We start from the raw sequence: 12,378 nt of genomic DNA, 5'->3' as shown, positions 1-12,378 counted from the left end.
ATGCCTACTCCCAATGGAATATAGTCATAACGGTTATATTCATTCGGACGGCTGTTTACGGGAACACCGTCTTTAATTCTTAATACTTGGCGTGCATAGTACTCAAGGAAGTCAATCGCTTCCGCAGTATCAGCATCTGCCTCATTCCAAGGCTTTCCTGCTTCCTTTGTTAAAAGGGCAGAAAACTCATGCTTGCGGCGGCGGATAATCGCAGCAGCTTTAAACAGCACATCTGCGCGTGTTTCCGGCTTTACTTTTCTCCAAGTCTTAAACGCTTCAACAGCAGCCTGCATTGCTTTCTCGGCATGCTCGCGGTTTGCCTTTGAAACACGGCCAATCACTTCTTCTTTATTAGAAGGATTGATTGAGACGATTTTATCATCAGTGGAGATTCTCTCTCCGTCAATTAACAAGTCATAGTCTTGGCCTAAATAGCCTTCGACTGTTTTTAATCCCTGTAAGTATGCTTCGCGATTTTCTTCTGCTTTAAAATTTGTGAAAGGTTCATGTTTGTACGACTGTACCATGATTCCATCCCCCTTTAAGTCTTTTTTTGCATCCGTCGTTTTATAATGCAAGAACTGTGCCAACTTTAAAAAGCGGTTAAATAAAGGTTTGTTGTTTTTGAAAGCAAAATATTTTTGCGCATTGATAAGCCGTTTTTATCTTTAGGTGCAAATTTCCATTGCACTATTTCAATTTAGTTTATACTATTAAATAAAATACAGGATGAGGAGACCAAAATGAATCAGCTTGAATTCGAACAGCTTCAATTAAAAAATAGGACCTTTCAGCGAATACTGGATGAAATCGATGTGGGTGTCCATGTTGTAGATGACGAAGGAAAAACGATTATCTACAATAGAAAAATGGCTGAGATAGAAGGCATGGACTATGAAGATGTATTGGATAAGAACCTGCTTGATGTCTTTTCTTTTAACCACAACGAGGACAGCACACTCCTTCAAGCCCTCCAAAAGGGCAGGGATATTAAAAACGCCAAGCAAACGTACTTTAATAATAAAGGCCAGGAAATCACAACGATTAATAACACTTTTCCTCTCATTGAGGAAAATGTACAAATAGGCGCCATGGAAATTGCCCGTGATGTTACAAAGCTTGAAAAGCTAATCAGGGAAAACATGAACAAACGAGGAGATACCCGCTACACCTTTGATAGCATTATAGGGAGCAGCGATGAGATTCGGGAAGTGATCGAGGCAAGCAAAAGAGCGACCAGAACAAGCTCGTCTGTTTTGGTCATCGGAGAAACCGGGACCGGGAAAGAACTTTTTGCGCAAAGCATCCATAACGGCAGCAGCCGCTCCTCAAAACCATTTATCTCCCAAAACTGTGCGGCATTGCCTGATAGCTTGATAGAGGGTCTTTTGTTCGGTACAAAAAAAGGCGCCTTTACCGGTTCGATTGAGCGCCCGGGTCTATTTGAGCAGGCAGATGGAGGAACACTGCTGCTGGATGAAATTAACTCTTTAAATCCATCCCTGCAGGCGAAGCTTTTAAGAGTTTTGCAGGAAAAAACGGTCCGTCGGATTGGCGATACGAAAGATCGGAACGTTGATGTAAGAATAATCGCCACAATCAACGAGGATCCAATCGATGCAATTTCGGATGGCCGTTTGCGGAAGGACTTGTACTATAGGCTAAGTGTCGTGTCTCTTTTTATTCCTCCTTTACGGGAGAGAACAATAGATATCCGGGACCTCGCTCAATTTTTTATAGAAAAATACAATCAGCTCTTTGGAATGAATGTCGCTGAGCTGGATGAAGACGTGATGAACAAATTCGAGCAATACGACTGGCCTGGGAATGTCCGCGAGTTGGAGCATATTATTGAAGGCGCCATGAATCTGATCGACCAGGAAGAAGCTATCAGCTACGTTCACCTGCCTCTCCATTTCCGCAACAAACCGCAATTCAAGGAGGAACAGAACGAGACCAGCACGATGGACGACCTGCTGATCCAGAAAAACAAGCCGATCAAGCCGCTTGAGCAATACATCCAGGAAGCTGAAACCTATTATCTAAAGAAAGTGCTCAAGCATCATGACAATAATATAACCCAAGCCGCAAAATCTCTTGGCATGAGCCGGCAAAACCTGCAATACAGGCTGCGAAAGTATGGAGTTAAGAAGGAGAATAGCTAATTGGGGCTGCGAGTAGGTGATTCGTTGATATAATCGGATTTTCGTTGATATATCTAAAAGGGCGGGGATTGCTGCTTTGAAGAGACAGTGATTTTACAGTTTATGGCGGTTATATTCAAAATTCCGCGGATAAAACGGGTATATCCGCTCTTTTCCAAGCAAAATTACGTCAGACAGCTATTATTAGCTAAAAATAAAGACTCCCTGCGGGGAGCTTTATTTATATAGAATATCGTCCCGAAGCGCTGCAACTCGGGTTAATGCTTCGTCAATATCCCTCTCGCTCACGCCGAAGTGGGCAAGCGCGTCATGGAGGTGCTTAGCGATGGCGTTAAAGTGTTCCGGCTGCAAATTCATGCCTTCATGCGCTTTTGCCATCGAGTTGCCGGAATATTGGTTTGGCCCTCCGAGTGCATAGCTGATGAACTTCGATTGATGGCTTTTTTGTTTAACCATATCAGTGTTCTCAAAGAATTGATTGACGGTCGGATCCTTCAATACTAGCTCTTCATAAAAATAATCCACTACCTTTTCAATGGCTTCCGCACCGCCTACTTTTTCGTACAATGTTTGCTCTGACATAACTGTCACTCCTTTCAACAAAATGTATTCTTTGACAAAATGAAAGCCCATATTCATAAGTGAACTGGGTTGCTTCAATTTACCTTTACCCAGTTCATTTTCCATTAATCAAAATAATGCGAAAGGCTCTGAAATTTTCAGAGCCTTCTTTTTTAAGATGCCTTTTGTTCGTTTGCTTCCATTTCTTTTCGCTCTTTATCACTCATAAAAGTAATTTTGTAGCCAAGCATGGCAAAGATGATGGCCAGGATTGGCACGGTGAAATTCAATATCGCATATGGGGCGTATTCAAATGGATGCACGGCAAGTGTAGAAAAGATAAACACCGCGCAAGTATTCCACGGGACAAATACAGAAGTTACAGTCCCTCCGTCCTCTAGTGCGCGTGAAAGATTTTTGGATTGCAGATTTTTGTCCTTATAGGCCTGTGCATACATTCTTCCAGGCAGCAGGATGGATATATATTGCTCTGCTGCGGCAATATTTGTGAAAAAGGATGATAGAACCGTTGTAGCTACAAGACTCCGAGCTGAACGGGCAAGCTTCAGAATCTGGTCGACAATCGCTTTTAGCATCCCTGTCTGTTCCATGACACCACCAAAGGTCATCGCGACAATGGTCAGGGAAACGGTGTACATCATATCATCGATGCCGCCTCTGTTGAAAAGGTCATCCACAAGGCCATTTCCGCTTTCAATCGAAAAGCCGCCCTGCAGCGTATTTACAGCATCTCCTGCTGAACCACCTTGAACGAAAATATGGCAGAGCCAGCCAAGCACAACTCCAGCCGCCAATGCAGGCAGGGCCGGAACTTTTTTGGCTACCAGGAAAATAACCAGTACAGGTACAAGGAGAAGCCAAGGAGAAATGACGAAGCTCTCTGAAAGCACCTTCATGACCTCTGTAATATTTTCATTATCTAATGTACTGCTGCCAAACTGCCTGCCCATAATCCAATACGCAATGACTGCAATCACCAAAGCAGGGATGGTCGTGTAAAACATGTGGCGAATATGTTCAAATAAGTCGGTGCCGGTAATCCCTGCAGCCAAATTAGTTGTATCGGAAAGCGGCGACATCTTGTCCCCAAAGTACGCACCTGAAATAATGGCTCCTGCCACCATCGGAGCTGGAATGCCCATACTGATTCCAATTCCCATGCCTGCAACCCCGATCGTTCCCATCGTGGACCAGGAGCTTCCAATCGCCAGTGTAACAATTGCACTGATAACGCATATTGAAACTAAGAACATGGAAGGCGTAATAAGTTTTAATCCATAATAAATCATCGTTGCGACAATTCCGCCGCCTATCCACGAACCAATCGTCAGGCCTACCATAATGATAATAAGGATGGCAGGAAGAGCCAATCGAATCCCTTTATAAAAGCCTTCTTCTATATCGTTCCATTTAAATCCATAACGCCAGGCAATGAAAGCGGATACAATTGTGCCCGTAATTAATGGTACATGCGGGCTTCCCTCAAATTTTACAATCGTGACAGCCATAACAGCGATCATGACGATTAACGGCAGCATAGCCATCCAGAATGGAATCTTCTTCCCTGTCGTTTCTTCCATATATGTTCCTCCTTTAAATAATACCTCTGTTTCAATTGGCCTGTTGATTTCTAACTCCAGCACTCCAGCGGACCGCTTGCGGTCGGGCCACCTCCTCAAACAATAAGCCTGACTCGATCTTCCAGCAGTAATTTGATTAAGATTCCTCGACTAATTACGGCAAGAAGAAAATGCGAGTGCATTTTCGACGATCGCGCACTTCTGCTCCAAACAACTGGTGTCAAAATCACCACGCCTTAAACCATCCATTTAGAGTATCCTTTGCAAGATTAATGCCAAAACACAAAATTACGTCACTTTTCTGAATTCTAACGTTAAAAATGGTTCAGGTAGGTGTTTCTATGTAATTTACATGCAAAATATTTTGTCGAGCGCACGCTCATTTTGCATGTAAAAGCAAATAATTTTTGCGTATTTAAAGTTCTTTTGCCAGCACAGCCTGTTACTCTGATTCAGCTTTGTAGCCAATAAAATAAAAAACCGGGCAAAGGCCCGGCTTCCCATGTATTACTTCTTGATAAGGTCTTCGCGCTGGGATTGCTCAATCCACTCTTGAAGCTTATCTTTAAGTGTGTTGAATCCTTGTGCAGATTCGTCTTCCATTTTGATTGGCGCTGCCTGGCGTTTGCGAGGCTTCTTAGCTTTTGCTTCTGCTTGAGGCGCTTCTTCAGTTGCGCGGATTGATAATCCGATTTTACCTGCTTCTTCATCAACAGATAAAACTTTTACTTTTACTTCATCGCCCACTTTAAGATGTTCGTTAATATCTTTCACGAATCCGTGAGTTACTTCGGAAATGTGGACTAATCCTTGTGTATTCTCATCCAGTGCAACGAACGCACCGTATGGCTGAATACCCGTAACCTTTCCTGTAATAACACTGCCTACTTCGATTTTCTCAGACATGAAAACACTCCTATTTAAATTCAAATTTTATCTCTTTATACGCAATAAAAAATTATACCATAACTTAAGAAAAATATCAAAAATGAAAATGGATTAACGATCAATCCATTTTACCCCAATTTTCCTTCCATCCTCATTTCCGCTCCAATCAACATCGTGCCAATACCAACACTGAACTCTAATAGAGCCCTAATATAAAGAAACATTCTGCAAACAATAGTATCACCCTACACAATTTTCGTAAATCATAGTAAGATGGACAAATATCTTTTTTGGGGTCTTTCCTACATAAGGGTAAAAGTTCTCCAGCTAAAGAAGTTTCACATTATTTTAAAGGAGCTATTTATGAAAAAACATGAACAATGGACTTCAAAACTTGGTTTTATTTTAGCCGCTGCAGGATCTGCCATTGGCTTGGGAGCTATTTGGAAGTTCCCTTATATGGCCGGCACAAATGGGGGCGGAATCTTTTTTGCCATTTTTCTTCTCTTAACCATTTTTATTGGGGCTCCCATTTTAATTGCTGAATTTATTATTGGCCGCAGAACACAAAAAGATGCTGTTACAGCCTACAGGACTTTAGCACCCGGATCTGGCTGGCATTGGCTTGGGATTGGCGGAGTCGCTGTCTCGTTTATTATCCTTTCCTTTTATAGTGTTGTCGGCGGATGGATTCTTTCATACCTGTGGAGAAGCTTTACAGGAACTTTAACCGGCCTTTCACAGGCGGAATATGCAGCCCTCTTTGAAAATATTATTGCGAATCCAACAGAGGTTGTTGTTGCGCAATTGTTTTTTATGCTAATGACTATTTCAGTTGTCCAGGGCGGCATTCAAAAAGGGATTGAACGGGCAAGCAAATATATGATGCCTGCTTTATTTATTCTTTTTGTCATTTTAGTTTTCCGTTCGCTTACCCTGGAAGGTGCGCTCGAGGGCGTAAAGTTTTTATTAAAGCCTGATTTTACTAACCTGAATGCCGAAACGGTCCTTCTTGCGCTTGGACAGTCCTTTTTTGCACTGAGCGTAGGGATTTCCGTCATGGTTACCTATGCTTCTTACCTTTCCAAAGAAGATAACCTGACAAAATCCGCCTTCTCCGTTGTCGGCTTAAACATTATTATATCCCTTTTGGCAGGCTTGGTTATTTTCCCTGCGGTTTTCGCTTTGGGATTTGAACCTGGTGCCGGACCAGGTCTGGTATTTGTCGTACTGCCTGCCGTATTTAATGAAATCACGTTTGGCGGTATCTTTTTAACCATCTTCCTCGTGCTGCTTTTATTCGCTACCTTAACATCCGCTTTTTCCATCCTGGAAATTGGGGTGGCAGCCCTGGTAAAGGATAAAACCGAAAAAAGAAAAACAGCGGCATGGTCTTTCGGATTGCTTATTTTCCTTGCAGGCGTTCCAAGCGCCCTTTCATTTGGCGTTTTGTCGGATGTACTGATTTTTAATAAAACCATTTTTGATTTGGCTGATTTTATCACCAGCAATATCGGCCTTCCGCTTGGAGCATTATGTATTTCTCTGTTCGTGGGATATAGAATCCCCCGTCAAACTGTAAAGGAGGAACTGAATGCCGGCACAAAGGGGATTGGCCTGATCTTTGACTTATGGTACCTTTCCATCCGGTATCTTGTCCCCGTGGCAATTATATTTGTTTTCCTTCATTCGTTTGGGATCCTATAGTTAATTAAGTGAAACTTTCATCATTACAGCTCTTTAACAACAAGGAACCAATCAGGCATGTCCGGACAGTTTGAATTCCCATTTATGCTCTTCGGGAACTTCCTGAGGAAGCTCTTACTGTCCGGTCTTGCCGGAGATGTTAACGAAATGTTCACGAAGAGCATCCATAACAAACAGCCCCACATGATAAACTAGTAATAGGAGAAAATGATAAAAGGGGTGATGGATCATGTCAAACATTGGCAATAACATAAAGGCATGCCGGGAACGTGCGAATATGTCCCAACAGCAGCTTGCGTTAAAAGTGAGGGTTGGAACTGGTACCATTGCAAAATACGAAAACGGGGATCAAATTCCGGATACCCAAACTGTTTTAAAAATTTCAACAGCACTTGATATACCTGCCTCAGAGCTGCTTGAACAGGAGCTGCAGACGAACCAGACTGGAATCGATTATGAAATTGAACAGCTTGTACGTGAAATAGGCACAAAAAAGGCAAAGCTCATACTAAGAAAAGCAAAGGAAATCAGTGAAGAGGATTTTCTGAGGGTTATGCAAATGCTCTACGAAATCAAATATCATAATAAATAAATTTTAAAATCCAAGTATAAAAAGGGGAATACTGGTTAGCCTTGTAGTATAAGGCTTTCTAGTATTCCCCCCTTTTTGAAGTTGACAATCTGTTATGGATTGTCCTTTTTTTATGCCTTTTGACTCCGTCTTCGTTCAAGGAAACGGCCGATCCGCTTTATGGCCTCCTGCAGCTGTTCCATAGACGTAGCATAGGAGCAGCGCACATGTCCTTCCCCGCTTTCTCCAAAGATATTGCCTGGCACGACTGCTACTTTTTCTGCCAATAATAGCTCTTCTGCAAATTCTTCAGAGGTCAAGCCTGTACTTTCAATAGACGGAAACGCATAAAATGCTCCACCCGGCACATGACATGTTAATCCTAGCTCATTAAGTGACTGAACGAAATAGTTCCGCCTGCGCCTGTAGCTTTTTTTCATTTCTTCTACATCTGCCCTGCCTGTTTTTAAAGCTTCCAGGGCAGCGAATTGCGCCATAGTCGGAGCGCACATCATGGCATATTGGTGGATTTTAAGCATAGCCTGGGAGATTTCCTCCGGCGCGCAAACAAATCCCAGCCTCCAGCCTGTCATCGCAAACCCCTTTGAAAACCCTGAAATTAAAATCGTTCTTTTCCGCATTCCGCTGATGGCAGCAAAGCTTGTATATTCTCCCTCATAAGCCAGCTCTGCATAAATTTCATCTGCCAGCACTAGCAGATCATACTTTTCTGCGATCTGCGCAATTTCCTCGAGCTCACTTTTGCTAAGCATTGTTCCTGTCGGATTATTCGGAGAACAAAGCATAATCGCTTTTGTCCGTCCTGTGATTGCTTTATCCAGCTGTTCAGGCTGAATTTTAAAACCGAACTCTTTTAGCGTTTGCACTTGTACAGGCACTCCGCCCGCAAGAGCTACCAAGGGGACATAGGAAACAAAGCTAGGTTCGACAACAATTACTTCGTCACCGGGATCAAGGATGGCTCTTAGAGCAATATCCAAGGCCTGGCTCGCACCGACTGTGACGATGATTTCCTTTTCAGCAGAATAGGACACACCGAAACTTTTCTGCAAATAACCCGCAATCTCTTCCCGAAGCTCCAATAAACCGGCATTGGCTGTATAAGAGGTATACCCTTGTTCAAGGGACAGGATCGCAGCCTCCCTTACAGACCAGGGCGTAACGAAGTCAGGCTCCCCCACACCCAGCGAGATAACGCCTTCCATTCCTGCAGCCAGGTCAAAAAAGCGGCGAATTCCCGAAGGCTTCAGCTCTTCAACCGTTTTGGAAAGATACGTTTTAGTACGGTTCATTACGGAGACACCACGATTCGTTTGTCATCTTCATTTTGTTCAAAGATTGTTCCGTCATGCTTATACTTTTTCAAAATAAAATGAGTCGTTGTAGACAGGACCGAGTCGAGTGTTGACAATTTTTCAGAAACAAACCGTGCAACCTCATTCATGGAACGGCCCTCAATAATGACGGAAAGATCATAGGCGCCAGACATCAAATACACAGATCTTACCTCTTTAAAGCGATAAATTCTTTGGGCAACCTCGTCAAAGCCTACCCCGCGTTTAGGAGCCACCTTCACATCAATCATCGCGGTAACACCCTCATGCCCATCCACCTTCGACCAATCAATAACCGAATTATATCTGACTAAAACCTTTAATTCCTCAAGCTTTTCTAACGCCTCATTTGTCTCTTCAATGCTCAATTCAGCCATTTTCGCAATGTCTTCAACGGGGATCCGCGCACTATTATTTTCTAAAATTTCCAAAATCTCTATTTGTTTATCTGTTAATTTCATCTTTGTCGCTCCCATCCTTTAGTGATTTACTCTATAAAATAGTTCCATTATAGCAAAAACGGCCGAAAATATATGCTTCACTTATATTATATTTTAAAATTTATAAAATCCTATGTGTCAGGATGGAGATTGAGGGGAAAATATAGGGAAACATCCATTTTCGGGCCCATTTAGCCCGCTGAATCCAACGATCCTGCCAGGGCTTGCTGCCGCCCGTTAATTTCTTATCGTCTAAAAAGCAAGGAGGGGAACGCCAATGGAAGAGATAGCATTTTCAGGAACAGAACCGATTAATGGTACTGAGGTTTACTATGAGTATTATAAACACGAATCTTCCAGGGAAACCCTGGTCCTGCTGCATGGCTTCCTGTCATCCACGTTTAGCTTTCGCAGGCTGATTCCTCTATTGAAAACGGAATTCAATGTTGTTTCTATTGACTTGCCGCCCTTTGGCAAAAGCGGGAAGTCCCGGCAGTTTGTTTACTCATACAAAAACCTGGCAAAAACAGTCATCGTGCTATCAGAAAAGCTTGGCTTTGAAAAAGTTACATTAGTTGGCCATTCTATGGGAGGACAGATTGTTTTAAATGTCGCCCATTCCAGGCCTGAACTTGTAGACCAAGCGGTATTGTTATGCAGCTCCGGCTATATGAAAAGGATGAAACCCCATATTATCTTTTCCAGCTACATACCTTTCTTTCATTTGTATGTAAAATTATATTTACAGCGTTCCGGGGTCAAGCAGAATCTGAAAAATGTCGTCCATGACCATTCCATGATCGATGACGAGATGCTCTATGGATATTTGTCGCCATTTTTAGAGGATGATATTTTCCGTGCACTAACCAGGATGATCCGCGACCGGGAAGGGGACTTGCCTCCGGCTGCCCTGAAAAGGATCGAAACTCCATGCCTATTAATTTGGGGAGAGCATGACAGGGTAGTCCCTCTTCACATCGGGAAAAGACTGAATAAAGATTTGAAGAACTCCAAGCTGGTTATTTTAAAAGATACCGGTCATCTCGTACCTGAAGAACGTCCGGAAGATGTCCTTCAGCATATAAAAAGATTTATGAAGACTGCAGAGAGCGTTTAGACGAAAAAACGGCAAACCGGGGAGGGCTGCCGTTTCATTGCAGTCTAAACTGCGGTATTAGAATAATTAAATGGTGCATGAACCATTATTCTTGATATCAAGAAGCTGGGCGGAGATTTCCTTGCATTTTTCCAAGGGGATGATCTCCTCAAAGGAGAATTCATATATGGATTGTATTTTCCTTGCAAGCTTGTCCCTATCATCGAGATCGTGAACAGCCTGGACTGAATCTGCGATTTCTGTATCATAATTGCCTGGTCCGATTCCAAATGGATCCCATTGATCCAGAGTGTGGACAAGCAAAAGGTTTGTTTGCTGAATTTCCATGCTTTATCACCTTTTATCGTTCGGCTGCCAGACTGAAGCCGCTTTGTTTTAATTTTTAGTATCAATATCATATCATAGAGTCAGGATACATAAAAGAATCATATAGGCGGTGACAGGAATGAATCAATTTAATTTTCATCAAAAAATCGCACGGGAAAATACAGCTTCTGTAAAATGGGATATGACCAAGGCTGTTTTCGGCACAACAGATGTATTGCCAATGTGGGTGGCGGATATGGACTTTCAGCCACCTGAAGAAGTAAAGAAAGCACTTGAGGAAAGATTGGATCACGGCATCTTTGGTTATACATACGCGCCTGATTCTACTGCTGAAGCGATCGTACAGTGGCTCAAGCAGCGGCATAGCTGGGAAATTGAAAAAGACTGGATCCTGTACAGCACTGGAGTCGTTCCTTCCATTGCCACAGCTATCCAGGCTTTTACTGAAAAAGATGATAAAGTGTTGCTTCAGTCTCCGGTTTATACACCTTTTTTCGAAATGATTAAAAAAAATGAGCGTACAGTTGTTAATTCCCAGCTAAAGCTCGAAAACGGCAGATATGAGATTGACTTTGAGGATTTTGAAAGCAAGCTTAAGGAAGGCGTGAAGTTATTCCTGCTGTGCAACCCGCATAATCCGGGAGGGAGAATTTGGACTGAGGAAGAGCTGCTGAAAATCGGAGAGCTGTGCGTAAAATACGATTGTATCATTCTCTCGGACGAAATCCACTCCGATTTGATTTTCAAAGGAAATAAACATACACCGATTGCTTCTCTGGGTCAGCAACTCGCTGATATTACAGTCACATGCATCGCTCCGACGAAAACATGGAACCTCGCAGGAATCCAGGCATCCGCTGCAGTCATCAGCAATGAACAACTGCGGAAAACCTTCCAGGAGGAACAGGGCAAACAAGGCTTTTTCACCCTGTCCGCCTTCGGAATCATCGGTATGGAAGCAGCCTATCGCCACGGCGAAAAATGGCTGGATGGATTAATGGACTATCTGGAGGAAAACAAAAAGGCAGCCGCCAAGTTTATTAAAGAAGAATTACCTGGCATTACGATGATTGAGCCTGATGGTACCTATTTATTATGGCTCGACTGCCGCGGGCTAGATATGACTGATGAGGAGCTTAGAAAGCAGCTGCTGGAAAAAGGAAAACTCGCCCTCGAACCAGGTCCAAAATACGGCCCAGGCGGTGAAGGATTCGTCCGCATGAACATCGCCTGCCCGCATGAGGTCTTGGCGGATGGACTGGCGAGACTGAAGAGAGCGTTTGGATGAGATGGGGAATGAGCACGGAGGAAGGTTCCGTGCTTTTTTCTTTTTTACTATTTGTTTTCTTTATGGCGACCATCTTCCTCTGCTTGTTTAGATTTTCGGCTTCATAAAATCTCTATGGCGACCTTTTCCTGCTGATTACTTAGATTTCCGGCTTCATAAACCCTCTATGACGACCTTTTCCTGCTGATTACTTAGATTTTCGGCTTCATGAACCCTCTATGACGACCTTTTCCTGCTGCCTACTTAGATTTTCGGCTTCATGAACCCTCTATGACGACCTTTTCCTGCTGACTACTTAAATTTCCGGCTTCATGAACCCTCTATGGCGACCATCTTCCTCTGCTTGCTTAGATTTCCG

General features: G+C 43.1%; 12 protein-coding genes. 5 read left to right on the top strand and 7 right to left on the bottom strand.

The features are described 5' to 3' along the window. The coding region (locus J7I93_RS14785) for an aldehyde dehydrogenase family protein (protein ID WP_214726633.1) at positions 1–527 on the bottom strand (527 nt) is incomplete at its 3' end. 216 nt (positions 528–743) lie between these two features. On the opposite strand from J7I93_RS14785, the gene J7I93_RS14780 reads away from it, so the two are divergent. Then, complete coding sequence (locus J7I93_RS14780) at positions 744–2,165, top strand: sigma-54 interaction domain-containing protein (protein ID WP_214726632.1); 1,422 nt, start codon at positions 744–746, stop codon at positions 2,163–2,165. Positions 2,166–2,381: 216 nt separating this feature from the next. Here the strand turns inward: J7I93_RS14780 and J7I93_RS14775 are convergent, their stop codons facing one another. The 3 genes from J7I93_RS14775 to yugI form a co-directional block, all read right to left on the bottom strand. Next, positions 2,382–2,747, bottom strand: coding sequence for a group I truncated hemoglobin (locus tag J7I93_RS14775; RefSeq protein WP_214726631.1), 366 nt, complete (start codon positions 2,745–2,747; stop codon positions 2,382–2,384). A 152-nt stretch (positions 2,748–2,899) separates the two neighbouring features. Then, the gene (nhaC, locus tag J7I93_RS14770) at positions 2,900–4,327 is read right to left on the bottom strand and encodes a Na+/H+ antiporter NhaC (protein ID WP_214726630.1); all 1,428 of its coding nucleotides are present in this window, start codon (positions 4,325–4,327) and stop codon (positions 2,900–2,902) included. Positions 4,328–4,834: 507 nt separating this feature from the next. Then, a complete protein-coding gene (gene yugI / locus J7I93_RS14765; protein ID WP_110064792.1) occupies positions 4,835–5,233 on the bottom strand; it encodes a S1 domain-containing post-transcriptional regulator GSP13 in 399 nt (132 codons plus the stop codon). A 345-nt stretch (positions 5,234–5,578) separates the two neighbouring features. Between yugI and J7I93_RS14760 the strand changes: the two genes are divergently transcribed. Then, entirely contained in the window at positions 5,579–6,922 is a 1,344-nt protein-coding gene (locus J7I93_RS14760; protein WP_214726629.1) for a sodium-dependent transporter, read from the top strand. 229 nt (positions 6,923–7,151) lie between these two features. Next, a complete protein-coding gene (locus J7I93_RS14755; RefSeq protein WP_214726628.1) occupies positions 7,152–7,514 on the top strand; it encodes a helix-turn-helix domain-containing protein in 363 nt (120 codons plus the stop codon). A gap of 110 nt (positions 7,515–7,624) precedes the next feature. Here J7I93_RS14755 and J7I93_RS14750 read toward each other — a convergent pair whose 3' ends face one another. Together J7I93_RS14750 and J7I93_RS14745 are read right to left on the bottom strand one after the other, a co-directional pair. Beyond that, positions 7,625–8,806: an aminotransferase gene (locus J7I93_RS14750; protein WP_214726627.1), complete on the bottom strand. Its 1,182-nt coding sequence runs from the start codon at positions 8,804–8,806 to the stop codon at positions 7,625–7,627. Further along, entirely contained in the window at positions 8,806–9,309 is a 504-nt protein-coding gene (locus J7I93_RS14745; protein WP_214726626.1) for an Lrp/AsnC family transcriptional regulator, read from the bottom strand. The genes J7I93_RS14750 and J7I93_RS14745 overlap by 1 nt, the downstream gene beginning before the upstream one ends. Positions 9,310–9,565: 256 nt before the next feature. Between J7I93_RS14745 and J7I93_RS14740 the strand changes: the two genes are divergently transcribed. Further along, positions 9,566–10,405, top strand: coding sequence for an alpha/beta fold hydrolase (locus J7I93_RS14740; protein ID WP_214726625.1), 840 nt, complete (start codon positions 9,566–9,568; stop codon positions 10,403–10,405). Positions 10,406–10,471: 66 nt separating this feature from the next. Here J7I93_RS14740 and J7I93_RS14735 read toward each other — a convergent pair whose 3' ends face one another. Further along, entirely contained in the window at positions 10,472–10,732 is a 261-nt protein-coding gene (locus tag J7I93_RS14735; RefSeq protein ID WP_110064786.1) for a DUF1871 family protein, read from the bottom strand. A gap of 118 nt (positions 10,733–10,850) precedes the next feature. Between J7I93_RS14735 and J7I93_RS14730 the strand changes: the two genes are divergently transcribed. After that, the gene (locus tag J7I93_RS14730) at positions 10,851–12,020 is read left to right on the top strand and encodes a MalY/PatB family protein (protein WP_214726624.1); all 1,170 of its coding nucleotides are present in this window, start codon (positions 10,851–10,853) and stop codon (positions 12,018–12,020) included. Positions 12,021–12,378 lie beyond the last annotated feature (358 nt).

Source organism: Bacillus sp. ISL-47, from assembly GCF_018613175.1.
Lineage (GTDB): Bacteria > Bacillota > Bacilli > Bacillales > Cytobacillaceae > Cytobacillus.
This window is presented reverse-complemented; position numbering and strand designations above follow the sequence as displayed.

Bases quoted from the DNA above. Each gene is read 5' to 3' on its own strand.
- J7I93_RS14780 (WP_214726632.1), top strand. From the start codon at position 744: ATGAATCAGCTTGAATTCGAACAGCTTCAATTAAAAAATAGGACCTTT.
- J7I93_RS14775 (WP_214726631.1), bottom strand. From the start codon at position 2,747: ATGTCAGAGCAAACATTGTACGAAAAAGTAGGCGGTGCGGAAGCCATT.
- nhaC (WP_214726630.1), bottom strand. From the start codon at position 4,327: ATGGAAGAAACGACAGGGAAGAAGATTCCATTCTGGATGGCTATGCTG.
- yugI (WP_110064792.1), bottom strand. From the start codon at position 5,233: ATGTCTGAGAAAATCGAAGTAGGCAGTGTTATTACAGGAAAGGTTACG.
- J7I93_RS14760 (WP_214726629.1), top strand. From the start codon at position 5,579: ATGAAAAAACATGAACAATGGACTTCAAAACTTGGTTTTATTTTAGCC.
- J7I93_RS14755 (WP_214726628.1), top strand. From the start codon at position 7,152: ATGTCAAACATTGGCAATAACATAAAGGCATGCCGGGAACGTGCGAAT.
- J7I93_RS14750 (WP_214726627.1), bottom strand. From the start codon at position 8,806: ATGAACCGTACTAAAACGTATCTTTCCAAAACGGTTGAAGAGCTGAAG.
- J7I93_RS14745 (WP_214726626.1), bottom strand. From the start codon at position 9,309: ATGAAATTAACAGATAAACAAATAGAGATTTTGGAAATTTTAGAAAAT.
- J7I93_RS14740 (WP_214726625.1), top strand. From the start codon at position 9,566: ATGGAAGAGATAGCATTTTCAGGAACAGAACCGATTAATGGTACTGAG.
- J7I93_RS14735 (WP_110064786.1), bottom strand. From the start codon at position 10,732: ATGGAAATTCAGCAAACAAACCTTTTGCTTGTCCACACTCTGGATCAA.
- J7I93_RS14730 (WP_214726624.1), top strand. From the start codon at position 10,851: ATGAATCAATTTAATTTTCATCAAAAAATCGCACGGGAAAATACAGCT.